30 protein-coding genes and 1 pseudogene are annotated in these 22,487 nt (G+C 36.9%); 26 read left to right on the forward strand and 5 right to left on the reverse strand.

Translation table 11 applies throughout. The annotated features are described in order from the left end of the window. Window positions 1-46: 46 nt before the first annotated feature. From CIL05_RS15590 to CIL05_RS15625, 9 genes are all read left to right on the forward strand, one after another. Window positions 47-892, forward strand: coding sequence for an SIR2 family NAD-dependent protein deacylase (locus CIL05_RS15590; protein WP_095656467.1), 846 nt, complete (start codon window positions 47-49; stop codon window positions 890-892). A gap of 34 nt (window positions 893-926) precedes the next feature. Beyond that, window positions 927-1,499 (forward strand): HD domain-containing protein, encoded by a 573-nt coding sequence (locus tag CIL05_RS15595; RefSeq protein ID WP_095656468.1) that lies wholly within the window; start codon window positions 927-929, stop codon window positions 1,497-1,499. Between the two features lie 76 nt (window positions 1,500-1,575). Next, on the forward strand, window positions 1,576-3,042 hold the full coding sequence (locus CIL05_RS15600) for a nicotinate phosphoribosyltransferase (protein ID WP_095656469.1): 1,467 nt from the start codon (window positions 1,576-1,578) through the stop codon (window positions 3,040-3,042). Window positions 3,043-3,205: 163 nt separating this feature from the next. Next, window positions 3,206-3,730: a GNAT family N-acetyltransferase gene (locus CIL05_RS15605; RefSeq protein WP_095656470.1), complete on the forward strand. Its 525-nt coding sequence runs from the start codon at window positions 3,206-3,208 to the stop codon at window positions 3,728-3,730. Window positions 3,731-3,782: 52 nt separating this feature from the next. Further along, on the forward strand, window positions 3,783-4,013 hold the full coding sequence (locus tag CIL05_RS22875) for a cysteine hydrolase family protein (protein WP_338066948.1): 231 nt from the start codon (window positions 3,783-3,785) through the stop codon (window positions 4,011-4,013). Between the two features lie 3 nt (window positions 4,014-4,016). Next, a complete protein-coding gene (locus tag CIL05_RS22880; protein WP_338066949.1) occupies window positions 4,017-4,325 on the forward strand; it encodes a cysteine hydrolase family protein in 309 nt (102 codons plus the stop codon). Window positions 4,326-4,354: 29 nt separating this feature from the next. Next, window positions 4,355-4,573 carry a DUF896 domain-containing protein gene (locus CIL05_RS15615; RefSeq protein WP_206207791.1) on the forward strand — a complete coding sequence of 73 codons (219 nt, stop codon included), beginning with the start codon at window positions 4,355-4,357 and terminating at the stop codon, window positions 4,571-4,573. A 39-nt stretch (window positions 4,574-4,612) separates the two neighbouring features. Beyond that, window positions 4,613-5,728 carry a tRNA 2-thiouridine(34) synthase MnmA gene (gene mnmA / locus CIL05_RS15620; RefSeq protein WP_095656471.1) on the forward strand — a complete coding sequence of 372 codons (1,116 nt, stop codon included), beginning with the start codon at window positions 4,613-4,615 and terminating at the stop codon, window positions 5,726-5,728. A 79-nt stretch (window positions 5,729-5,807) separates the two neighbouring features. Continuing rightward, a complete protein-coding gene (locus CIL05_RS15625) occupies window positions 5,808-6,530 on the forward strand; it encodes a cytochrome c biogenesis CcdA family protein (protein WP_095656472.1) in 723 nt (240 codons plus the stop codon). A gap of 243 nt (window positions 6,531-6,773) precedes the next feature. On the opposite strand, the gene CIL05_RS15630 is transcribed toward CIL05_RS15625, so the two are convergent. The 3 genes and pseudogenes from CIL05_RS15630 to CIL05_RS15640 form a co-directional block, all read right to left on the reverse strand. Beyond that, a complete protein-coding gene (locus CIL05_RS15630) occupies window positions 6,774-7,010 on the reverse strand; it encodes a glutaredoxin family protein (RefSeq protein ID WP_095656473.1) in 237 nt (78 codons plus the stop codon). 29 nt (window positions 7,011-7,039) lie between these two features. Further along, the gene (locus CIL05_RS15635) at window positions 7,040-7,399 is read right to left on the reverse strand and encodes a rhodanese-like domain-containing protein (protein ID WP_095656474.1); all 360 of its coding nucleotides are present in this window, start codon (window positions 7,397-7,399) and stop codon (window positions 7,040-7,042) included. 404 nt (window positions 7,400-7,803) lie between these two features. Further along, window positions 7,804-8,150, reverse strand: a pseudogene (locus tag CIL05_RS15640) (MBL fold metallo-hydrolase); the annotation flags it as partial. Window positions 8,151-8,321: 171 nt separating this feature from the next. On the opposite strand from CIL05_RS15640, the gene CIL05_RS15645 reads away from it, so the two are divergent. The 12 genes from CIL05_RS15645 (at window position 8,322) to CIL05_RS15700 (ending at window position 16,872) form a co-directional block, all read left to right on the forward strand. Continuing rightward, on the forward strand, window positions 8,322-8,582 hold the full coding sequence (locus CIL05_RS15645) for a metal-sensitive transcriptional regulator (RefSeq protein ID WP_095656475.1): 261 nt from the start codon (window positions 8,322-8,324) through the stop codon (window positions 8,580-8,582). Window positions 8,583-8,662: 80 nt separating this feature from the next. After that, window positions 8,663-8,890: a sulfurtransferase TusA family protein gene (locus CIL05_RS15650; protein ID WP_095656476.1), complete on the forward strand. Its 228-nt coding sequence runs from the start codon at window positions 8,663-8,665 to the stop codon at window positions 8,888-8,890. A gap of 81 nt (window positions 8,891-8,971) precedes the next feature. Next, window positions 8,972-9,268, forward strand: a complete 297-nt coding sequence (locus tag CIL05_RS15655) for a rhodanese-like domain-containing protein (RefSeq protein WP_095656477.1) — start codon at window positions 8,972-8,974, stop codon at window positions 9,266-9,268. A 98-nt stretch (window positions 9,269-9,366) separates the two neighbouring features. After that, a complete protein-coding gene (locus tag CIL05_RS15660) occupies window positions 9,367-9,582 on the forward strand; it encodes a glutaredoxin family protein (RefSeq protein WP_095656478.1) in 216 nt (71 codons plus the stop codon). A 29-nt stretch (window positions 9,583-9,611) separates the two neighbouring features. Beyond that, complete coding sequence (locus CIL05_RS15665) at window positions 9,612-10,007, forward strand: DsrE/DsrF/DrsH-like family protein (protein ID WP_095656479.1); 396 nt, start codon at window positions 9,612-9,614, stop codon at window positions 10,005-10,007. Window positions 10,008-10,046: 39 nt separating this feature from the next. Then, a complete protein-coding gene (locus CIL05_RS15670) occupies window positions 10,047-11,174 on the forward strand; it encodes an MBL fold metallo-hydrolase (RefSeq protein ID WP_095656480.1) in 1,128 nt (375 codons plus the stop codon). Between the two features lie 85 nt (window positions 11,175-11,259). Further along, window positions 11,260-12,048 carry a sulfite exporter TauE/SafE family protein gene (locus CIL05_RS15675; RefSeq protein ID WP_095656481.1) on the forward strand — a complete coding sequence of 263 codons (789 nt, stop codon included), beginning with the start codon at window positions 11,260-11,262 and terminating at the stop codon, window positions 12,046-12,048. 334 nt (window positions 12,049-12,382) lie between these two features. Then, window positions 12,383-12,985: an SAM-dependent methyltransferase gene (locus tag CIL05_RS15680; protein ID WP_095656482.1), complete on the forward strand. Its 603-nt coding sequence runs from the start codon at window positions 12,383-12,385 to the stop codon at window positions 12,983-12,985. Between the two features lie 252 nt (window positions 12,986-13,237). Further along, complete coding sequence (locus tag CIL05_RS15685) at window positions 13,238-13,540, forward strand: metal-sensing transcriptional repressor (RefSeq protein ID WP_095656483.1); 303 nt, start codon at window positions 13,238-13,240, stop codon at window positions 13,538-13,540. Window positions 13,541-13,553: 13 nt separating this feature from the next. Then, window positions 13,554-15,938, forward strand: a complete 2,385-nt coding sequence (locus tag CIL05_RS15690; protein WP_095656484.1) for a heavy metal translocating P-type ATPase — start codon at window positions 13,554-13,556, stop codon at window positions 15,936-15,938. 33 nt (window positions 15,939-15,971) lie between these two features. After that, window positions 15,972-16,178, forward strand: coding sequence for a copper chaperone CopZ (gene copZ, locus CIL05_RS15695; RefSeq protein ID WP_095656485.1), 207 nt, complete (start codon window positions 15,972-15,974; stop codon window positions 16,176-16,178). A 229-nt stretch (window positions 16,179-16,407) separates the two neighbouring features. Next, on the forward strand, window positions 16,408-16,872 hold the full coding sequence (locus tag CIL05_RS15700) for a DinB family protein (RefSeq protein ID WP_095656486.1): 465 nt from the start codon (window positions 16,408-16,410) through the stop codon (window positions 16,870-16,872). Between the two features lie 283 nt (window positions 16,873-17,155). Here CIL05_RS15700 and speD read toward each other — a convergent pair whose 3' ends face one another. Continuing rightward, complete coding sequence (speD, locus tag CIL05_RS15705; protein WP_095656487.1) at window positions 17,156-17,536, reverse strand: adenosylmethionine decarboxylase; 381 nt, start codon at window positions 17,534-17,536, stop codon at window positions 17,156-17,158. A 217-nt stretch (window positions 17,537-17,753) separates the two neighbouring features. Here speD and CIL05_RS15710 point away from each other — a divergent pair, with 217 nt between their 5' ends. The 5 genes from CIL05_RS15710 to CIL05_RS15730 all read left to right on the forward strand — a co-directional run bounded on the left by CIL05_RS15710 (window position 17,754) and on the right by CIL05_RS15730 (window position 21,710). Then, a complete protein-coding gene (locus CIL05_RS15710; RefSeq protein ID WP_095656488.1) occupies window positions 17,754-18,263 on the forward strand; it encodes a DUF4178 domain-containing protein in 510 nt (169 codons plus the stop codon). A 37-nt stretch (window positions 18,264-18,300) separates the two neighbouring features. Then, window positions 18,301-18,969, forward strand: coding sequence for a PspA/IM30 family protein (locus CIL05_RS15715; RefSeq protein WP_095656489.1), 669 nt, complete (start codon window positions 18,301-18,303; stop codon window positions 18,967-18,969). Between the two features lie 95 nt (window positions 18,970-19,064). Beyond that, window positions 19,065-19,670 (forward strand): DUF4247 domain-containing protein, encoded by a 606-nt coding sequence (locus CIL05_RS15720; RefSeq protein ID WP_095656490.1) that lies wholly within the window; start codon window positions 19,065-19,067, stop codon window positions 19,668-19,670. 16 nt (window positions 19,671-19,686) lie between these two features. Next, a complete protein-coding gene (locus tag CIL05_RS15725; protein ID WP_095656491.1) occupies window positions 19,687-20,082 on the forward strand; it encodes a DUF350 domain-containing protein in 396 nt (131 codons plus the stop codon). A 71-nt stretch (window positions 20,083-20,153) separates the two neighbouring features. Then, entirely contained in the window at window positions 20,154-21,710 is a 1,557-nt protein-coding gene (locus tag CIL05_RS15730; protein ID WP_095656492.1) for a polyamine aminopropyltransferase, read from the forward strand. A gap of 206 nt (window positions 21,711-21,916) precedes the next feature. Here the strand turns inward: CIL05_RS15730 and CIL05_RS15735 are convergent, their stop codons facing one another. Beyond that, window positions 21,917-22,459 carry an NADPH-dependent FMN reductase gene (locus CIL05_RS15735; RefSeq protein WP_095656540.1) on the reverse strand — a complete coding sequence of 181 codons (543 nt, stop codon included), beginning with the start codon at window positions 22,457-22,459 and terminating at the stop codon, window positions 21,917-21,919. Window positions 22,460-22,487 lie beyond the last annotated feature (28 nt).

Here is a 22,487-nt window from a genome sequence, read left to right on the forward strand (position 1 = left end):
GTAATTTAGATAAATATTATTGGCTTCATTTAGGAGGGAAAGTCATATGAAAGAGAAATACGCTGAGATAATAACAAAAATTAAAGAGGCTGACGGGATTGTTGTCGGGGCAAGTAACGGCCTGTCCATCTCGGAAGGCATTCATATATTTGCCGAAAACGCGGACTTTCTGGAAAATTTCGGTGACTTCCGTGAAAAGTATGGTTTTCGCAGTATCATACAGGGGTGCTTTTACCCATTTCCATCTGAGGAAGAAAAGTGGGCATTCTTCAGCCGAATGTACGATTACTTTTTATATACCGGAGAAGCAAGTTCGGTAATGAAAAATCTTTATGATTTGGTAAAGGATAAAGATTACTTTGTAGTTACATCTAATATAGATGATCATTTTAGACAGACAGGATTTCCAGAGCACCGTCTCTTCGAAATAGAAGGAAATTGTCGGAATCTGCAATGTACGAATGGCTGTCATAATCAAATTTATCCAGGTGACAACATTCTGAGCGAAATGGCTCAAAAACAAGAAAATGGTAAAGTCCCTCAGGATCTTATTCCCAAGTGTCCTGAGTGTGACGGTCCAATGCAAGTTCATCTCGAAGTAGACCGGAACTTTCTGCAAGGTGAAGCGTGGCAAGCCAGTTATCAAGCATATCAGGATTTTATTAAGAATGCGCATGGTAAAAAGATGGTTCTGCTGGAATTAGGTGTGGGTGCAAGAAATCAATTGATTAAAGCGCCTCTCATGAAGTTAACAAGCCTTGAAGAAAATGCTACCTATATTACCCTAAATAAAGGGAGGGAGCTTTATATTCCAGATGCCATTGCCGACAAATCGATTGGTGTCGATGGCAATATTACGGAAGTGTTAGAACAATTAGTGTTGATAAAATAAGCGGATTTATTAGAAACGGAGGAGAGAATAAAAGATGTTTCTAGCAAATATTTTGGATGATCCTGTCTGCAAACCAATTAAAAAGCCTTATGAACGATGGTATAAATATATGGAAGAAAAGGTAGAATTTTGGCTGCCGGATAGTGAGTTGCATACGAAAGCTCACTCTGCCCGAGTGCTGCTCTTGGCACTTCTCATCGGACATGAAAAAGGTCTGAGTGATGTGGAGAAGGACAAATTAGGAATGGCAGCTATTTTCCACGATTCCAGGCGTCTTGATGATGGGATTGATAAGGGACACGGCAGTCGTGCGGCAGCGTATTACAAAGATTACTGCCGTGAGCACAATTTGCCTTATGATGAGTTAACCTACTATATCACCTATTACCATGACCAGGATGATTCGCTTGGTTTGTCAGGGATTAGGAAATCACTTGACCACAGTGAACAAGGCGTGCTGCTGTATCAGGTTTTCAAGGATGCTGACGCACTCGATCGCTTCCGTCTCGGACCTGATGGTTTAGATGTAAAGTTTCTTCGGACAGCGGAAGCATATGGACTTGTTGACTTTGCAAAAGACCTTTTACAGAAAAGCAGTGAAAATTAATTTGAGAAAATATAATAAGGAAAATCTGCTTATCGCAAGCAAGTCCGAGCATATTTTGTTAGTTTAGGAGGAAATTATGATGAACAACTATATTGACGATAGCTTCGCCCTACACACGGACTTGTACCAAATCAATATGGCAGAAGCCTATTGGGCAGACAATATTCATACCAAAAAAGCTGTATTCGAATTGTACTTTCGAAAATTGCCATTTGGAAATGGCTATGCGACTTTTGCTGGATTAGAACGAATCATTGACTATCTTCAAACGTTTCATTTTTCAGAAAGCGATTTGGATTATTTAAAAGAACTTGGCTACCAGGAAGATTATGTTGACTTTTTACGAACTGTACGTTTTACAGGAAGTGTTCGTGCCATGAAAGAAGGAGAAGTTGTATTTGGCAATGAACCAATTCTTCGTGTCGAGGCACCATTAGTTGAAGCTCAGCTTATTGAGACGGCCTTGTTAAATATCGTTAATTATCAAACGCTTATTGCAACCAAAGCTTCTCGAATCAAACAAGTCGTGGGTGACGAACCCGTATCAGAATTTGGTACAAGACGTGCACATGAATTTGATGCTGCATTATGGGGGACAAGAGCGGCTTTCATTGGTGGATTCTCAAGCACAAGCAATGTTCGAGCAGGGAAGAAATTTAGTATTCCTGTTTCAGGAACGCACGCTCATTCTTTTGTTCAAGCATATCAAGATGAATACACTGCTTTCCATAAATACGCAAATCGTCACAAAAATTGTGTCTTTTTAGTGGATACCTATGACACGCTTAAATCAGGCGTTCCTACGGCAATCAAAGTTGCCAAGGAACTAGGCAATAAAATAAATTTTGTAGGCATTCGGTTAGATAGTGGAGATTTGGCTTACCTTTCCAAAGAAGCAAGAAAATTATTAGATCAAGCAGGATTTGTTGATTCCCAAATTTATGCTTCGAATGATCTTGATGAATACACCATTATGAATTTAAATGCACAAGGGGCTAAAATCGATGCGTGGGGAATTGGTACCAAAGCTATTACTGCCTTTCAACAACCAGCTTTAGGCGCTGTATACAAACTGGTCTCCATTGAAGATGAAAACGGACAGATGCGTGATACAATCAAAATTTCTTCGAGTCCTGAAAAAGTCACGACACCAGGATTAAAAAAGGTATTCCGCATAATCAACAATCATACGAAAAAATCAGAAGGAGATTATATCGCTTTAGCCAACGAACAACCGGAAAAAGAAGCCAAACTCCACATGTTTCACCCTGTGCATACGTATATTGGAAAATTTGCCACCAATTTTACGGCCAAAGACCTGCACGAAGATATTTTCAGAGATGGCATACTTGTGTATGAATGTCCGCGTGTTCAAGAGATTCAATCTTATGCCTGGCAACAACTAAACCTATTATGGGAAGAGTACAAGCGTTCTTTAAATCCTGAGGAGTATCCTGTCAATTTAAGTCAGGCTTGTTGGGACAATAAAATGAAAAATATAGAGGAAGCAAAAAATCACAGCCGAAAATCTGTACCCTTATAGCAGCAGAAGTTAAAAGGGGTGGGACTAAAGGCCGTAAATAAGCCTTCATAGACAAAAGAGAATGAACATGATCTGACACTTGGCCAAGTAAAAGATCAGCCTCTTGAGCTGGGAAAAAAGTGTGGAGTGTAAGTTGTTTATATAACGAAAGGCGAAGAAGAGCATGATTAATTTAATAAGTTTGAAAAAAACTAATGTACTGCCGAAAGTTAAGAATTTATATATGAATGAGTTTCCAGGATATGAACGTCTGCCTTTTTGGTTTTTGGTATATAAATCTAAAAAGGAAAATAGTGATTTTTATGCAATTTATGATGACAGTGAATATATTGGCCTCTTGTATTTAACATATTACAAAGATATTGTTTATGTTTTTTATTTAGCTATTGATCCGTCACAACAATCAAAAGGTTACGGGAGTAGGATATTACAATATTTGAGGGAAATTTATAAAGACAAACGTCTGCTTTTAAATATAGAAAAAGTTGATAGTTCTGCTGATAATTATGAGCAGCGATTTAAAAGAAAGAAATTTTATGAGAAGAATGGTTTTAAAAATACTAATTTTGAAATTGCGAAAAAAGATATAGTTTATGAAATTCTGTATTTAGGGGAAGAAGTTTATGAATATGAATATCATGCTTTATTCAAATCTTATTTAGGTAGAATATTAAACTTTATTCTTTAAGCGAGAACAGGATTGCAGTTTAACAATAATTACTTTTAGGAGTCGATTTTAATTGGTAAAAGAAGCTTTATTAATTGTTGATATGAGTAATGATTTTGTAGCGGACAATGGAACATTAACTGTAGGTAAATCTGCACAAGAAATAGTGCCTTATATTAAGGATTTGGCAACAACATTTTTGGCTGAGGGAGATGTTGTTGTCGTATCAATGGATGCACACCAACCAAATGACCCACATTTTGACTTATGGCCGCCCCATAATGTTGTAGGTACAGAAGGGTAACAATTGTACGGAGATTTATATGGTTGGTTTCAAGATAATAAGAATCATGAAAATGTATTTTATACGCCTAAAACGAACTATAATGCATTTTTTAAAACGGATTTGGCTGAAAATTTAAGAAGTTTAGGAGTAGAAAAGGTCCATACTGTTGGGGTAACGACGGATATTTGTGACTTTTTAACAGTTGCAGGAGCAGACGCAGAAGGATTCAAAACAGTCATTCATAAACAAGGGATAGCAACATTCACTGATCTTGGAGAAACCATGTTAAACCATATGAAACGTTGCTTCCATACAGAAGTTATTGAATAGACACGAAATTAATTAGGCAGGTGATAAACATGATTGAATTTCTACCACGAATTAATGAATTAGCGAAAAAGCAACGTGAAGAAGGGTTAACCAATGCTGAAAAAGTTGAGCAGCAAGTGCTTCGTGAAGATTATTTACGTGCCATACGCGGTCAAGTTCTCCATACTTTTTCTGGAATGAAGGTAGTGGATCCGCTTTTAAATGATGTAACACCCGAAAAGGTTCGTAAATTAAAAATAAAAGATTGAAGATAGGTAGTATTTATAAAAAGACAGGAGGTGTAACAAATGGAGAAAACAGCAAAAGATACACGTGTAGTTGTAGGAATGTCAGGCGGAGTTGATTCTTCCGTTGCTGCATTGCTTCTAAAAGAACAAGGCTATGACGTAATCGGAATATTCATGAAAAACTGGGATGATACAGACGAATTTGGTGTTTGCACAGCTACAGAAGACTACGATGACGTTATCCGTGTCTGCAATCAACTGGATATTCCCTATTATGCCGTGAATTTTGAAAAACAGTATTGGGACAATGTATTTACCTACTTTCTGGAAGAATATAAGATGGGGAGAACACCTAACCCTGATGTCGTCTGCAATAAGGAAATCAAGTTCAAGGCATTTTTAGATTATGCCATGAGCCTTGGAGCCGATTATGTGGCTACAGGACATTATGCACGCGTAGTCAGAGAAAACGGGAAAGTTCACATGTTGAGAGGGAAGGATGAAAATAAGGATCAGACTTATTTCCTTAATCAATTAACAGAGGAGCAGTTAAGTAAGGTGTTATTCCCTATAGGTGATATGGAAAAGCCAAAAGTAAGGGAATTAGCTATCAAAGCTAATTTGGCGACTGCATCTAAAAAAGATTCTACAGGTATTTGCTTTATTGGTGAGCGAAATTTCAAAGAGTTCTTAAGCGGCTATTTGCCTGCTCAAAAAGGGAATATGGAAACATTTGACGGAAAAGTTGTCGGAAATCATGATGGATTAATGTACTACACAATTGGGCAAAGGCGTGGACTGGGTATTGGCGGAGACGGCGAGCCTTGGTTTGTAATGGGAAGGGATATGGAAAGGAATGTACTATTTGTTGGACAAGGCTTCCATCATGAAATGCTATACTCAGACAGCATCATTGCTGATCATATAAGCTGGATTTCAAGCGAAGATATACCTGACACATTTGAATGTACAGCAAAATTCCGATATCGCCAATCAGACAATAAAGTAACGGTAAAACGGTTGGCTGATTCCAAAGTTAAAGTCATTTTTCACGAACCGATCCGTGCCATAGCACCTGGACAAGCAGTTGTCTTCTATCAAGGAGAAGAATGTCTCGGTGGAGGAACGATTAACCAAGTGCATCGTGATAACAAACAATTAACTTATGTTGGCTAAAGAACAAATTTTGAAGTAGTAAGATAATAAAGATAAAAACTTATGCCCTACTATAAAAAAAGGTCTAGGGGGATTATCAATGTTGACGGATATTTCTATTTTCCTAGCATTTGGAGCAGGTGCACTGTCTTTTGTTTCACCTTGTGTGTTTCCCTTATATCCCGTATTTTTGTCATATATTACCGGAGTAAGTGTAGCAGATATACAAAGTGGTAAAATGAGAGGACAACGAAAGGCAATTTTTCATACAATTTTCTTTTTACTGGGATTTTCAATAATCTATCTGGTGCTGGGATTAGGAACAGCTGGAAGTGCAACTATAATAGAGACTTGGTATGTGCAATATGGTGATTTGATAAGACAAATAGGAGCTATATTAATCGTGTTCTTTGGTTTGGTAACTGTTGGGGTATTTCAGCTAAAGTTTTTGATGAAGGACCATAAACTCAACATTCAAAATAAACCATCCGGTTATATGGGTACAACATTGATTGGATTAGCTTTTGCATTAGGTTGGACACCTTGTATGGGTCCAATTTTAGCAGCTACACTAGGACTTGTAGGTGCTAATCCTTCACAGGGTCTATGGTATATGGTAGCTTATGTTTTAGGCTTTAGTATTCCGTTTTTCTTAATGGCATTTTTTATTACTAAATTTACGTGGTTAAAAAAATACAGTGGTATTTTTATGAAAATTGGTGGTAGCATTATGATCGTAATGGGAGTTGTTTTATTTTTTGATAAACTTTCATTTTTCAATTCATTATTATCACCGATTTTTGGAGATTTCCAAGGATTTTAGTCTCGAGGTATATGAATCCTAACAGCTAGTTAACCTGCGTTAAATAATAGCAATACGGCTCGGAAATAAGTGAAACATTGATAGGTTTTAATTCTATTTACAAAAATAAATCCGCATGAAATCAGATTTTTAAGATTGATTTCATGCGGTTTATTCATTTTAAAAATTATTGACCCAACCACTCTCTATTGTTGGCAAATGTACTTATAGGTTAGAGGCAATGTAAACCAAAATATTTTCCTTTTAATCATTTAATACTTGAAACATTTTTTCCGGATTAAACCCGGAAATCCACTTTCCGTTTATATTGGTTTGTGGAACAGATAATTTTTTCGTTTTCCCAATTAGTTTAAGCATTGCAATGGGGTTCATATCCACATTCACTTCCTTATAGGGTACTTCAAAGGAATCTAGAAAACTTTTAACCATTCCACATACCGGGCATAAAGCTGATGTATATATTGTTGCGGATTTATTCATTGATATTACCCCTTTTTAATAATTCCATTCTAATACCAAGCGCTCATACCGCCTTTTACATTATTAATTTTTTCAAAACCTTGCTTTTTCAATAGTTTCGCTGCTTTTGCACTTCTCATACCACTTTGACAAATGACAACAATCTCTTTGTCCCTATCAAGTTTATCAATCTTCTTGGCCAATTCAAATAATGGAATATTTTTAAATTGTGGGGAATGATTTGCCTTATATTCCCTCGGAGTACGAACATCGATAAATTGCACTTTTTTATCAGTGAATTTATTTTTAGCTTCTTGAGCTGTAATATTGTTGACACCTTTGGTTGGCATAAAGCGACCAATTACAAAACCTGCAATTAATATAATAAGAATCCATTGTATACTATCCATTTGAGCTTTTCCTCCTTATTTATTTTATATACCAAGAAGGGTATAAATTTAGTTGAAAGAAGGGGTTCAGGGACCCCTTAGAAGAGTTGCCTGAACCCTTTCTTATACTAAACGTTGCTATTTAAAATTATATTCTGTTACAATTTTATCTCTTTTGCTGTTCCTAACATGGGAGAACTTACCACATAGGGTATAATTTATTTAAAAAAATTAAACGCATTGTAATTCGTTAACAAATACCACGATATACCCCTGTGGGTAGGTTGTCAATAGTTTTGCAATAAGAAATATCACAGCATGATACTAAAGTAATACTAGAAATATTTGACTGTTTGATTTATAACTTATTGTGTGCCGAATAAAAAAACAGACAGAAATTCTATTTTTCCTGTCTGTTCCAATTCTTAAAATGAGTATGATTCTCCATCATCTGGCACTAAAACATTAGCGGAGATTCCTTTTTCATTAATAAAGCCTTTTAATTCTTCCCTTGATAATGTCCAATGATTGACAGCTTCCATATGGGTAGAAATAATTTTTGCATTAGAGGCAGCCTTATACACTTTTCATAGACATCATCTTTCCCAATTACGAGTGAACCGCCTTCAAGGAATTGATTATCTCCAGCATTTACAACAATGACTTCAGGTTTATGTGTGTCGATTACTTCCTGAACAGCTTCATACCAAACCGTATTTCCAGCTAGATATAATGTTTTTTCATCTGGATGATTAAGGATAACACCACATACTAGAATTGGGTGAGCAAGTCCATTTGACAGGACAAGCTACTTCAGATAGGGTTGCGAAATTAAATATACTCTTACTATGGGGCTGGTTCAGTCGCCAACGTTGACAATATACCTATAAGGGTATAATATAATGCTTAGTGATTTTATGGTTACAAAGAAAGGAGAGTTTCTATGGAATACAATGATCAAATTAAAAATAGAGTAAAACGTATGGAAGGGCAACTTCGAGGGGTTTTAAAAATGATGGAAGAAAACAAAGATTGTAAAGATGTCATTACGCAGTTGTCAGCTATTCGTTCAGCAGTAGATCGAACAGTAGGTGTGATCGTAAGTTCAAACTTAGTTGAATGTGTATTAGAGGCTGAAAAAGATGGAGAAAACACGGATGAAGTAATTAAAGAAGCTGTCAACCTACTTGTAAAAAGCAGATAAAAAAATAGGCTTGACAGTCTTTTTTTATCTTGTTAACATACCCATAGGGGTAGAGGTAAAAAATGAATGGAGGAAAGAAAATGACGATAAATAAAGTGTTAGATGCAAAAGGATTAGCATGTCCAATGCCAATCGTAAAAACAAAAAAGGCAATAAACGAACTTGAATCGGAGCAAGTATTGGAAATTCATGCAACAGATAAGGGTTTTAAAAGTGACCTTACCGCATGGGCTAAATCAGGCGGACATGAGCTTTTGAAACATGAAGAAGAAAATGATGTTTTAAAGTTTTGGATAAAAAAGGGCTAAATTTTTAATTTATTATATACCTATATGGGTACGCGAAGAATAATCATTGGATAGGAATAAGATATGGAGGATGATATTACGATGAAAGAAATTACTGCAAAAGAAGTGGAGTCTTTTATAAATAAAGGAAAGGTATTAAATATCATCGATGTGCGTGAAGTCGATGAAGTAGCAGAGGAGAAAATTGCGGGAGCTGTGAACATTCCTCTAGGTCACATTGAGTTTCGTATGGATAAATTAGATAAGACAAAGGAATATATCATGGTTTGTCGTTCTGGGGGAAGAAGTGGCCGTGCTACAGAGTTCCTTGAAAGCCAAGGATATGATGTGATCAACATGCAAGGTGGAATGCTTTCATGGAAAGGGAAAGTGGGCTAATTTTTTTGGAGATTTTAATACCCATATAGGTATAAGGTAGATGTGAATAGGTTTATTTGGAGAAATTTTACTTTTAATAGATGAGGGAGGATTTGAATATGAATTCAGTAACAGTTTATACAACAGCTCAGTGCCCGTATTGTGTCATGTTAAAGAACTTTTTATCGGAACAAAATATTCCATTTAATGAAGTGAATGTTAATACAAAACCTGAAATGATGCAAAAACTAGTGCAAACAACAGGACAATTGGGGGTACCTCAGACCGAGGTTAATGGTCAATGGATTGTAGGCTATGATCCAGATAATATATGATGGCATTAAAAAATTAGGAGGAAGAATAAATGAATAAAAAAGTCGCAATTATCGCAAGCAATGGTGGATTATTTGATGCATACAAGGTCTTTAATATCGCAACCGCAGCTGCTGCAACAGATCAAGAAGTAGCTATTTTCTTCACATTCGAAGGATTAAACTTAATTCATAATGAGGCATATCAGGACCTTCCAATGCCTGAAGGAAAAGAACATTTTGCAGAAGGATTTGCGAAATCCAATGTTCCAGCTATCCCGGAAATGGTTGCAATGGCAAAGGAAATGGGTGTTACATTTATTGGCTGTCAAATGACAATGGATGTTATGGGATTAGAGAAAGAATCCTTTATTGATGGAGTTGAAGTAGGCGGAGCAGTAACATTTTTAGAATTTGCTAAAGACGCGGATGTAACCTTGACATTTTAATATTTTTTTAAAAAATAATATACCATAGGGGGTAAATGTATGACTGTGAATACAATGACTGCAAAAGAGGTAACGGAAAAAGTATTTAACAAAGAAGAAATATTTATTTTAGATGTTCGTAATTCAAGTGATTTCACAGATTGGAAAATTGAAGGCGAAAACTTTGATTTTCTAAATGTTCCATACTTTGATTTGCTTGATGGTGTGGAAAGAATTTTGGATAAGGTTCCTACTGATAAAGATGTACTCGTTGTTTGTGCAAAAGGGCGTTCATCTATCATGGTTGCAGAGATGCTTTCAGAGGCTGGGCTTTCTGTTTCTTCCCTGGAAGGTGGAATGAACGCATGGAGTGAACATTTAGAACCTGTTAAAGTTGGGGATCTAAAAGGTGGAGGAGAGATTTATCAGTTTGTACGAATTGGTAAGGGGTGCTTGTCTTACATGGTTGTCTCTAATGGTGAGGCTGCCGTTATTGATGCAACAAGAATGACTAACATCTATCTTGAATTTGCAAATCGTATTGGAGCTAAAATCACCCATGTATTTGATACACACCTACATGCTGATCATATTTCCGGTGGAAGAAAACTCGCTGAAAAAACTAACGCAACCTACTGGCTTCCACCAAAAGATGCCACTGAAGTAACGTTTGATTACCAATCCTTAGAAGATGGAAATGAAGTGGCAATTGGTACTACGTCGATAAATATGCATGCATTATATTCCCCTGGTCACACAATTGGATCAACATCATTTATTGTGGACGAAAAGTTCTTACTAACTGGTGATATCTTATTTATTGATTCAATTGGAAGACCGGACCTAGCTGGGTTAGCAGAAGACTGGGTTGGTGATTTAAGAGAAAGTCTATATACAAGATACAAAGAATTATCTGGGGAACTAATAGTTTTACCAGGACACTTTACGATTATCGATGAATTAAATGCGGATGGTAGTGTATCCGAAAAATTAAGTACGCTTTTTGAAACAAATCATGGGCTAAATATTGAAGATGAAAATGCATTTAGAAAACTGGTGACTGAAAACTTACCGTCACAACCAAACGCATATCAAGAGATTCGGGAAATAAATATGGGGAAAATTGAACAAGAGATAGAGAAACAGCGTGAAATGGAAATTGGACCCAATCGTTGTGCAGTTCGATAAAGTAATCGGTTGACTATGAATTTTTTCAGGAAGGATTTATCAAAAAGGGAGCCATAACTGGTTCGCTTTTTGGGGAGTGTGAGAAATGGATATAGATTTTATTTTAACCATCTTCCTAATAGGAATGATTGGCTCATTTATTTCTGGAATGTTAGGAATAGGTGGAGCCATCATTAATTTTCCGATGTTGCTGTATATCCCTGCTGCACTTGGTATTGCCCAATTTACAGCCTATGAAGTGTCAGGAATAACTGCAATTCAAGTATTCTTTGCCACGATTGGCGGTGTCCTTGCATATCGTAAAGGTGGATTTTTAAATAAAAAGTTAATTGCCTATATGGGTATCAGTATTTTAATAGGTAGTTTTATTGGGGGACTTGGCTCTACACAAATGCCTGAAAGTGGAATCAATGTCGTTTATGGAATATTAGCGTTTCTTGCAGTCATCATGATGTTTATACCAAAAAAAGGACTTGATGACATATCCTCCCGGCAAATAGAGTTTAACAAGTGGCTTGCCGCATTACTTGCATTAATAGTTGGGATAGGAGCAGGTATTGTTGGTGCGGGAGGTGCATTCTTGCTAGTACCAATCATGCTTACTGTTTTAAAAATACCTACAAGAGTGACGATAGCTTCTTCCTTAGCAATAACACTTATTTCGTCAATAGGCGCCATAGCCGGAAAATTGTCAACTGGACAAGTGCAATTCATACCTTCAGTGATCATGGTGGTTGCTAGTTTAATTGCAGCACCACTCGGGGCCATGGCAGGGAAAAAAATAAATACAAAAGTGTTACAGGTGATGTTAGCTTTACTAATATCTGCAACAGCAGTGAAGATTTGGATAGATATATTAGTTACTAATAATTAATAAACAGGTGTTCATGTTAGAGAAGGATTTACAAAATTGGGACAGGAATATAGATACGATTAATACTTTTTACACTGATTGGACAGTATAACTTTTTTTAGGCAGTAAAGAAAATATATCCATATTTCTTTCTGGGGCTCCGATTACTCGCCCCACCGTAAAGATTTGCATAAGTGCAACTAAGGCATCGCCCAAAGGCTTGGCGAATGCCAAGTTTTCTAATGTTACCTGTTTCTGTAAGAATCCTTACCCCGTGATAATATTGACTTTAGTTCATGATTAATAAATATTCATTTAATGAGTCTATCATGGCAATGAGAAAGGATGATTAAAGATGAACAAATGGAATACACGCTTTCAAACAGAGAATTATGTTTACGGGAAGGAACCGAATGCTTTTTTGGAGGAATTTCATAAGAAAATGAACATTTCTGGTGATGCTTTAGCGATAGCTGAAGGAGAAGGGCGTAATGCGGTTTACCTAGCAGGGCAGGGGATGAAAGTCACGACATGGGATTTTGCGGAATCGGGCCTCGTAAAAACTAATAAGCTTGCAAAAGAACGTGGTGTAGACGTCTCCACCGAACTCGTAGATTTAAACGAAGCTAACTGGAGTAAAGATAAATGGGATGAAATTGTATGTGTCTTCGGTCATTTCCCGTCAGAACTCAGGCAGAAAACACTTGAAGGTGTAAAGGAAGCTGTAAAGCCAGGAGGTTATTTTCTAACTGAGGTGTATTCACCTTACCAGATTCCTTATAAAAGTGGTGGACCACAGAATCTGGATTTCTTATACAAACCGGAAGAGTTTTTGAAAACCTTTGCTGATTGGCGCATTGTTCACCTATTCATGGGAGAGGTTGCTCGTCATGAAGGAGAGCTCCATACTGGACTGGCACATGTGATCCAATTTGTTGGTCAAAAACCTAAAAAATAACAGAATAAGTAAAACTATGAAAAGCCATGTTATTGTGACATGGTTTTTTTAATTCTATGGAAATGGTTGGGGTGAGCCAATGTTAAGTGACATCGGAGTAATGAAATTTAAGGATCATTACAATTTATATGTTGGTGGAAAAGCAAATTATTAAGATTAATAAATAAGTCTGGCTAAAATATAAAGTTTTTCATTGACAATTATACCGTATGGGGGTATAGTATAGGTATAACAGAAAAGGAAGTGATTCATTTGGAAAAATTCTTACATGATCACCCGAGTAAACCAAGAACACAAGATGAAAAGCAAAAGGTCATAAATCGTTTAAAACGAATAGAAGGTCAAGTTCGTGGAATACAGAAAATGGTGGAAGAAGATCGATATTGTGTAGATATTTTAGTACAAATTAGCGCAATTCAATCTGCATTAAAAAATACAGGTTTCTCTATCACTGAACGACATATCAACCATTGTGTCAGTGATGCGATTAAACAAGGTGAAGGTAAAGAAACAATTGAGGAATTAATGAGTGTATTAAAACAGTTTTCTAAATAAGGGGGGATCTGTTGTGAGCGAAACAAATCATGCAACACTAGGTATAACAGGAATGACCTGTGCTGCTTGTTCTACTCGTGTTGAGAAAGTATTAAATAAAATGGATGGTGTCGAAGCCCAAGTTAATTTAACAACGGAAAAGGCAACCGTAGACTTTGATTCAGGAAAAACTACTATAGAAGATATTACGAAAAAAATTGAAAATGTCGGCTACGGCGTTTTAATGGATAAAACGGAATTAGATGTATTTGGAATGACCTGTGCTGCTTGTTCAACCCGGATTGAAAAGGTATTGAATAAGCAAGAAGGGGTTAAATTTGCAGCTGTAAACTTAACAACTGAAACTGCATCCCTAGAATATAATCCAGGACTCACAGATACGAAAGCAATTATTGATAAAATCAAAAACTTGGGTTATGATGTGAAACCTAAAGCTGAAGCAGCTGAAAAGCAAACACATAAAGAAAAAGCAATTAAAAATATGAAGACGAAATTAATTATTTCGGCTGTGTTAGCTGCACCGCTATTAGTAACCATGTTGGTTCATCTATTTAATATGACGATACCGGATATATTCATGAATCCATGGTTCCAATTTGCTTTAGCGACACCCGTTCAGTTTATCATCGGATGGCAATTTTATGTTGGTGCATATAAGAACCTGAAGAGCGGCGGAGCGAACATGGATGTGCTTGTTGCATTAGGTACAAGTGCAGCTTATTTCTATAGTTTATATGAAGCATTTAAGACGATTGGCAATCCAGCGTACGAACCGCATTTGTATTTTGAAACAAGTGCCGTATTAATCACGTTGATTTTATTTGGTAAGTATTTGGAAGCAAGAGCAAAAAGTCAGACAACGAATGCACTATCCTCTTTGCTTAATTTACAGGCAAAAGAAGCTCGTATTATAAAAAATGGCGTAGAAACCATGATTCCAGTAGAGGAAGTTGTCGTTGGTGATAAGTTAGTTGTAAAACCAGGAGAGAAAATACCAGTAGATGGTATGATAGTAAAGGGAAGAACATCTGTAGATGAATCGATGATTACAGGGGAATCCATTCCAATTGAAAAGGAAGTAGACTCTGGGTTAATCGGCTCAACGATCAATAAAAATGGCTCGATTGAAATGGAAGCAACAAAAGTAGGTAAAGATACTGCACTTGCATCGATTGTGAAAGTAGTTGAGGATGCACAAGGATCGAAAGCACCAATTCAACGATTAGCCGATGTTATTTCTGGCTATTTTGTACCGATCGTTGTAGTGATTGCAATTCTAACATTTACCGTATGGATTATGTTTGTCCAGCCTGGTCAATTTGAACCTGCTTTAGTCGCATCAATTGCCGTTCTTGTTATTGCATGTCCATGTGCTTTAGGACTTGCAACACCAACATCAATTATGGTTGGTACAGGAAAGGCTGCAGAGAATGGAATTCTTTTTAAAGGTGGAGAACATCTCGAGCGTACACATGCATTAAATGCAATCGTGTTAGATAAAACGGGAACCATCACAAAAGGAAAACCTGAAGTTACAAACTTTACAGGTGATGAGGAAACATTACAGTTACTTGCGAGTGCGGAAAAAGGCTCAGAGCATCCACTTGCAGAAGCTATTGTTGCCTATGCAACAGAAAAAGATATTGATTTAGTTGAAGTAGATGATTTTACTGCTATACCTGGTCACGGTATCGATGTTACGATATCAGGCAATAACATTCTCGTTGGAAATCGAAAACTAATGCAAGATCAACAGGTCGATATTGGTGATGCGGAAATCGAACTGGTTGATTATGAAGTGGAAGGCAAAACAGCGATGTTAATTGCTGTTGATGGAAAGTATCGCGGAATTGTTGCCGTTGCAGATACGATTAAAGAAACAGCACCACAAGCAATTAAAGAATTACAAGAACAAGGCTTAGAGGTTATCATGTTAACTGGGGATAACGAAAGAACAGCTCAAGCTATTGCCAGGCAGGTTGGCATCGACCAAGTAATAGCCCAAGTTTTACCTGAAGAAAAAGCCGATAAAATAAAAGAAATTCAAGGTAAAGGTAAAAAAGTTGCAATGGTTGGGGATGGGGTAAATGATGCTCCAGCATTAGCAATCGCCGATATTGGAATTGCAATTGGTACAGGAACGGAAGTGGCAATTGAAGCGGCTGACGTTACCATTCTTGGTGGAGAACTATTGCTCATTCCAAAAGCCATTAAAATTAGTCATGCAACCATTCGAAATATCCGCCAAAACCTCTTCTGGGCATTCGGCTACAATACAGCAGGAATCCCGGTTGCAGCAATCGGATTACTGGCACCATGGGTTGCAGGTGCAGCGATGGCATTAAGTTCGGTAAGTGTTGTTTCTAACTCACTTCGCTTAAAGCGAGTTAAGATATAATTGTTTCTACAACTTTAAAGGAGGTGAAAAGTCATGGAGAAAACTTTAAATGTGCAAGGCATGACATGCGGGCATTGCAAAATGTCAGTTGAAGGTGCATTAAATAAATTAGATGGTGTAGCAGCAGCTGAGGTTAATTTAGATGCTGGTAATGTAGACATTACTTTCGATGAATCAAAAGTAAATGTTGATGCCATGAAAGAAGCGATTGAAGATCAAGGCTATGATGTTAGTGCCTAAATATTAGTAAACTTGGCTTATCGCCAAGCTTTTATGGCGAAAGCACAAAGCCTGCACTTATACTGATTTCCTAAAAAGTTACTCTTTCCTATTAGTGTAAGTATAAAAAGCTGGTTTTCTGTGTGGAAAATCAGCTTTTTGCATGAAATAATTAAGCAAGGTGGGAAATTAGAGAAGGGTATGGAGTTCGTTTAAATTTCCCAAATTAAGGAAGGGACATGATGCAAAGATGAATGAAGCAATGATTTTTCAGCAAATTAACTTAATCAGGCAAAATACATTGAAAGAAATGGAAAATTTATCGGAAGAACAGGCAGATCAAATGCCGGAAGGATTCCGCAACACGATCCGTTGGAATCTAGGCCACATTTACGTGGTGCAAAATTCTTTGCTTTCACAATTTGGCGGAAAAGATATTGAAACGCCTCCCCGGTATTTGGAACTGTTTGCCCCTGGGACAAAGCCAGCTGATTGGCAAGGTGAGGTACCGACACTCAATGAGGTGAAACAACTTCTTGAAGAACAGCCGGCAAAATTGAAGGAAGTTTTAGCCGGACAACTGGATGAAGAAGCTATTAAACCATTTAATTCACTAACAACCGTCGGCCAGATTCTGAGTTTCACATCGTATCATGAAGGAATGCATATGGGGATAATTAAAGGTCTGAAAAAAGCTAACAGTGTGGCAGAGTAAAAAAGAATCGCAAATTAAAAGAGTTATTTAAATTGAAAGAAAGAAATAAAGAGATAGAAGATTCTATTGGATAAGTTACACGAAATCCTTGCTGCAACAGCGTTTGTGGCAAGGGTCATTTTTTTGTGATTGTGCCATCAGCTCAAGAAGCGGAAACATCAGCCCAAATCAAGAATATCGTTCAAACAACAAACATCTTGGAATTGAGCCAGCATTTTCTATTGAAAAAGGGTTGATTTCCATGTACACTACTGAGAAATCAACCCAACCCTATTAAGAGTTATTATATAAGCTTCTGAAACGGTTCTGCTTTAACCGGCCCCATGCCACGGGGGATTTCCATTGTCTCGCTGATTTTTGATTCTAAAGACTTGGCAATATATTCTACAGCAACAGTTGGGTCTACTTTATCACCACATGTGTATACATCGATACTGGCATAACCATGTTCGGGAAAACTATGAATTGTTAAATGTGACTCGGAAATAATCACAACGCCGCTCACACCCTGTGGTGCAAATTGATGAAATGCAACCTCCCGAATTTCTGCGCCTGCCTCTAATGCTGCATCTATAAATATACGTTCTATTAATTCTATATTATTTAATATATTAATATTGCAATCCCAAAGTTCAGCTATTATTTGTCTCCCCATTATTTCCATTTGTAAAAATATCTCCTTAGGTCTAAAAAAATATATCTATCGAAAAGTATAAACCGTTTGACTCATCTTTGCAATTTGTGTGATCATGTATTATATAGAGACTTTGAAAGTGTAGTCCCTGCTTTGATGTAAATAAATTAATATTTTTTGAAACTTTTTTTAAAGGAAAAACGTAATACATTATGGAACGGATAATTTTGAGTTATGAGGTGAAGCTGTGGGTCTGTTTTCGAAATTTTTTTCAGGGAAAAAAAATGAGCCTGCCCCTAAGGAAAGAACAGTGTTATCGATAGAGATCGGAGACATCCTAACCTATGACCTCAGGGATTATGAGGTGGTAGGGAAGATCACATATCGGGATGGAAATTATGAGTGGTATGGGTATCAGTTATTGGAAGGAAATGATACAATTTGGTTATCAGCAGAAATGGATGATGAACTGGAACTTGGGATTTATAAAAAAGTTCAGTTAGCTGTGTCAAAACCATATCCAAAAGAAGTGACCTATGAAAACAAAACCTATTATTTGGAAGAGTCAGGTACAGCTAGGGTAATTGGAGAGGGAAGAAGTTCGAATTTACAAGGAACAGAAACGAATTACGCTGATTATGCTGATACAGGTGAAGCAAATTATATAAGTTTGGAATCATGGGGAAATGAGATTGAAGCAAGCCATGGATATCCGATTGAGGCATATGAAATTAAAATTATGGCAGGATCAATTTAAGAAATTCTTCAACTAAATTTTACTGGGAGGAATATATATGTTTAAATTTTTTAAACGAGTGTCAACAGTTGTAGGTTCGGAGTTAAATTCAATGTTAGATAAAGCGGAAGATCCGGTGAAAATGCTGGACCAATTTATGCGTGATATGTCCGGGGACATTCGCGAGGTAGAAGCGGCTGTAGCAAAACAAATTGCTAATGAGAAAATGCTTAAGAGAAAAGCAAACGATGCGAATGCAATGGTGGAAAAAAGACAGAAGCAGGCTGAACAAGCGCTTGAATCTGGTAATGAGGATTTAGCGCGTCGTGCCCTCGAGGATAAAAATGAACATGAAACGACTGCAACAACTTTAAATGAGTCATGGGAAAGAGCTAAAAATGATTCAGAGGTACTGCGGAGCAAATTGGATGAAATGAAAAAAGAATATCAGCAAATGCAACTTAAAAAAGATTCATTAAAAGCACGTGCTGAATCTGCTAAAACACGAACAAAAATGAATCGTACGATGTCTTCAATCGGTAGTGATGATTCGAAACACGGATTTGAACGTATGGAAGAAAAGGTCATGCGCTTTGAAGCAGAGGCGGAAACAAGTGAAGATATGTCACAAAAAAGCCGTACATTGGATGATGAATTTGAAGATTTAAATAAGAACAATGTTGATGATGAATTAGCTGCATTAAAAGAGAAAATGAATCAAAAATAAAGGCAGGCAGTTAAGGGAGCAGTATGTTTTTTATATCTGGTTTTGAACAACCTTTATAAAAAGCTGCTCCTTGTTTTGTTAAGAGGGGGATAGATTTGTTAAAAAAGTGGAGTTTACTCATTGGACTATTATTTCTTATCCTACTATTAACTGCATGTTCTTTTATGGGGCAGCAAGACGGATCCATTACGGCGGAAGATATTCCGGACGAACCTTCGAAGGATGAAATCTCATCTGCAATCGAGAGGGCTTCTAACGATGAAATCGATGACATTATCGAGGCTAATTTTCCACTAATGGAGGAGATTACTGGCGAGTCGCAAAAAGCTGAAATCTATGCTACAAAGGAATTCAAGCTTACGGAACTTGCTTCAGTACTTTCTACAACTGTCAAACCGGAGGAAATCAGTGAAGTAAAGGATAACCAGCAAATTCTAATTTATCCGGATGAATTTATAACATTGCGTGAAAGCGATGAGGATCAGGATGTACTCATGATAGAGGTTGCGGGAGACGAGTTTGTGAAACGTAATTATTCATCAAGTTTTTTAAGTACATATTTTACAATCAGGCTACTTGAGAACATGTTGGGTGTAAATAATTGGGGAAACAGGTCCCGGGGTGAATACAGAGGTATGAGAGATATACCTAATCGTGGAAACACGACATTCAGAGGGGGCGGCCCTGGGGCAGGTAAATAAAAAGGAAGGTGATAAAATGGGGCCATTTATAGCTACATTTGTTTATTTCGCAATATCTGTAGTAATCGTTTTAATTGGTTTGTTGATATTTGAGAATATGACACGCAAATACAAGGATATGGAAGAAGTTAAAAATGGGAATCATTCTGTTGCATTATCCATTGCTGGTAAAATAATCGGGATTTGCATCATATTAGCCTTTGCAGTTTATAATAGTGATGTCATTTATGAAACGTTGATTTGGGGCATTTATGGTGTAGTTTTACAAATGATCGCATACTGGCTGTTTGATCTGTTAACAAGTAGATTTTCGGTTGAAGAGCAGCTGTTAAAAAATAATGTTGCAGTCGGGATTATATCGATGAGTGTATCGATTGGATTGGCATTTGTAATCGGGGCGTCTATTACGTAATATTGAATTCGCGGCCAGGCTTTTGCTTGGCCGTTCTATTTTTACCGGGCTAGGTTTATATGATGGAGTGAATGGTTTTGAATGAAGCAGCTATTAGAAAAAGCAGAATAATTTATTGGTCATCAGGAATTGTATCCATTTGTGGGATTATATTTGAAGTTTTATTTGGTGCGCTAGGGTCTTACATATTAGGTGATGGTGTAAAACAATATACGCTGACAATTTCCCTGTTTTTAACCGGCATGGGGATTGGTGCCAGTTTAAGTGAAAAGGTGATGAAGCATTTAATTATCACCTTTGTTTGGATTGAGTTTGGTGTTGCAATCATTGGGGGATTTTCCAGTTTTACAATGTTTGGAATAACAGCCTTTTCACCTGCAGGAACCGAGGCATTTTATTTATATTTTATAACATTATTAGTTGGGGCTTTAACTGGGGTTGAACTCCCAATTCTTATTCGAAAAGCAAATGAAATTGGCGTCACCTTAAATAAAAGTACAGCACGCGTATTATTTTCGGACTATGCAGGAGGGCTAATTGGTGGATTATTATTCGTCTTTTTATTACGTCCTCAGTTTGGCATGGTTAAAACAGCATTTTTAGTTGGATTGATCAACCTAACAGTAGCATTAATTGTTCTGTGGCTATTTCGCAGAGAAATCCGTCACTTCGGGCTCCATGCTGTTATTGGATTAATGATCGGAGTCTCATTAATTTTTGGATTATTCTTTGGGGAAGCTATGGCATTTAGTTTTGAGCAAAAGCTTTACAAAGATCCAATTATTCATATGGAAGAGAGCAGTTATCAAAAAATTACATTAACACAGGATGAGGAAGATGTGCGGCTCTATTTGAACGGATCCTTGCAATTTAGCTCAACAGATGAATATCGCTACCATGAAGTACTGGTTCATCCAACAATGGCTTCTGCAGATAATCACGAAAATATATTAATATTAGGTGGCGGCGATGGAATTGCAGCAAAGGAAATTCTCAAGTATGAAGACGTGAAAAACATTACACTTGTTGACCTGGATCCTGCAGTTGTGGAATTAGCAAATACCAACCGGCATTTACTCGAATTAAATGAAGGTTCACTAAAAAATGATAAAGTGCATGTGGAAACCGGAGATGCTTTTCAGTTTCTGGAAAATACGGAAGAATGGTTTGACGTAATAATTGTCGATCTGCCCGATCCAAATAATGAAGGCTTGAACAAGCTTTATACAAAGGAATTTTATTCATTGGTTCGAAACCATTTAAAGCCTGGTGGAGCAACAATGATCCAGGCGACGAGTCCGGTCTTTGCTACTGAAGTTTATTGGACCATATCTGAAACAATCGCTTCAACAGGATTATTTACTGAAAATTTACATGTCGATGTTCCAAGCTTTGGTGACTGGGGATTTGTCATGGCAAGTCGTGAAGCTTTAGATCTGGCTGAAATTGACATAACTGTCCCAACAAAGTTCTTAACCGAAGACATTATTTCCGGTCTTACAACCTTTGGCAAAGATGAAGATAAGCAAATTGCTGATGACAAAGGTAATGCTGTAGAGTTGAGGCCGAATACATTAATCGATCCACATTTAATTCAAATATATGAAAAGGCATGGAAAAATTATTAAGGGAATTGAGAGATTCGGAGCGTTCGTTGAGAGATAAGGGAGCAAAGTTGAGAGAAAACTTCATATAGTTGAGAGAAAGGCAATTTAAGTTGAGAGATAATTATCTTTTCATGTATTATCTCTCAACTTCTACCTAGTTTGTCTCAACTTTTATTTAGTTTCTCTCAACTTCTATAGCTATTTTTTTCATAAAAACCCTTCTAGCTTTATCTATTATTAATCCCCCGCTGCAAATATATCATTTCATTGGCAAGCTTTTGAATTCTCTCAGAAACATTCTGATCGATAATTTCATCACTTTCTTCGTTAAAGGCATCATTATGGATAAAGACATTACCTGTTGGAACTAATCCTTTAAAAAAAGAAAGGACTGGCTTTAATTGATATTCCGTTACTAGAAAATGTTTGTTGGACCATCCAGTTGCTACAATGCCTGTTACTTTATGTTTAAAGGCATTTTCTGGAAAATGGTCTAATAGATTTTTTAATGCACCTGAAATCGAAGCTTGATAAATTGGTGTGCCAAATACCAGAAAATCGGCAGATAAAATCTTATTTACGACATCCCAAGTGTCATCATTATAATCTGATAGTGGGGCTCCAACAGCAAATTCAACCTCATAATCCCTTAAGTCTATTAACTCTGTTTTTATGGTTGAATCAAGAAGACCGGCTGCGACCAAAATATCGCTTACAGCCAAAGAAGTCTTCTCACCAGCTAATGCTCCCGATATCCCTACAAGTTTCATCATTAAATCCCTCGCATTTATATGTATT

Source organism: Virgibacillus profundi (assembly GCF_002287375.1).
In the GTDB taxonomy this organism is placed as follows: Bacteria; Bacillota; Bacilli; order Bacillales; family Amphibacillaceae; genus Virgibacillus_K; species Virgibacillus_K profundi.

Coding starts and splice junctions, on each gene's coding strand:
- CIL05_RS15735 (WP_095656540.1), bottom strand. CDS start 22,459: ATGAAACTTGTAGGGATATCGGGAGCATTAGCTGGTGAGAAGACTTCT.
- CIL05_RS15730 (WP_095656492.1), top strand. CDS start 20,154: ATGGTTTTGAATGAAGCAGCTATTAGAAAAAGCAGAATAATTTATTGG.
- mnmA (WP_095656471.1), top strand. CDS start 4,613: ATGGAGAAAACAGCAAAAGATACACGTGTAGTTGTAGGAATGTCAGGC.
- CIL05_RS15595 (WP_095656468.1), top strand. CDS start 927: ATGTTTCTAGCAAATATTTTGGATGATCCTGTCTGCAAACCAATTAAA.
- CIL05_RS15680 (WP_095656482.1), top strand. CDS start 12,383: ATGAACAAATGGAATACACGCTTTCAAACAGAGAATTATGTTTACGGG.
- CIL05_RS15700 (WP_095656486.1), top strand. CDS start 16,408: ATGAATGAAGCAATGATTTTTCAGCAAATTAACTTAATCAGGCAAAAT.
- speD (WP_095656487.1), bottom strand. CDS start 17,536: ATGGAAATAATGGGGAGACAAATAATAGCTGAACTTTGGGATTGCAAT.
- CIL05_RS15605 (WP_095656470.1), top strand. CDS start 3,206: ATGATTAATTTAATAAGTTTGAAAAAAACTAATGTACTGCCGAAAGTT.
- CIL05_RS15670 (WP_095656480.1), top strand. CDS start 10,047: ATGACTGTGAATACAATGACTGCAAAAGAGGTAACGGAAAAAGTATTT.
- CIL05_RS15625 (WP_095656472.1), top strand. CDS start 5,808: ATGTTGACGGATATTTCTATTTTCCTAGCATTTGGAGCAGGTGCACTG.
- CIL05_RS15600 (WP_095656469.1), top strand. CDS start 1,576: ATGATGAACAACTATATTGACGATAGCTTCGCCCTACACACGGACTTG.
- CIL05_RS15655 (WP_095656477.1), top strand. CDS start 8,972: ATGAAAGAAATTACTGCAAAAGAAGTGGAGTCTTTTATAAATAAAGGA.
- CIL05_RS15665 (WP_095656479.1), top strand. CDS start 9,612: ATGAATAAAAAAGTCGCAATTATCGCAAGCAATGGTGGATTATTTGAT.
- CIL05_RS15660 (WP_095656478.1), top strand. CDS start 9,367: ATGAATTCAGTAACAGTTTATACAACAGCTCAGTGCCCGTATTGTGTC.
- CIL05_RS15650 (WP_095656476.1), top strand. CDS start 8,663: ATGACGATAAATAAAGTGTTAGATGCAAAAGGATTAGCATGTCCAATG.
- CIL05_RS15615 (WP_206207791.1), top strand. CDS start 4,355: ATGATTGAATTTCTACCACGAATTAATGAATTAGCGAAAAAGCAACGT.
- CIL05_RS15590 (WP_095656467.1), top strand. CDS start 47: ATGAAAGAGAAATACGCTGAGATAATAACAAAAATTAAAGAGGCTGAC.
- CIL05_RS15635 (WP_095656474.1), bottom strand. CDS start 7,399: ATGGATAGTATACAATGGATTCTTATTATATTAATTGCAGGTTTTGTA.
- CIL05_RS15725 (WP_095656491.1), top strand. CDS start 19,687: ATGGGGCCATTTATAGCTACATTTGTTTATTTCGCAATATCTGTAGTA.
- CIL05_RS15630 (WP_095656473.1), bottom strand. CDS start 7,010: ATGAATAAATCCGCAACAATATATACATCAGCTTTATGCCCGGTATGT.
- CIL05_RS15645 (WP_095656475.1), top strand. CDS start 8,322: ATGGAATACAATGATCAAATTAAAAATAGAGTAAAACGTATGGAAGGG.
- CIL05_RS15675 (WP_095656481.1), top strand. CDS start 11,260: ATGGATATAGATTTTATTTTAACCATCTTCCTAATAGGAATGATTGGC.
- copZ (WP_095656485.1), top strand. CDS start 15,972: ATGGAGAAAACTTTAAATGTGCAAGGCATGACATGCGGGCATTGCAAA.
- CIL05_RS15715 (WP_095656489.1), top strand. CDS start 18,301: ATGTTTAAATTTTTTAAACGAGTGTCAACAGTTGTAGGTTCGGAGTTA.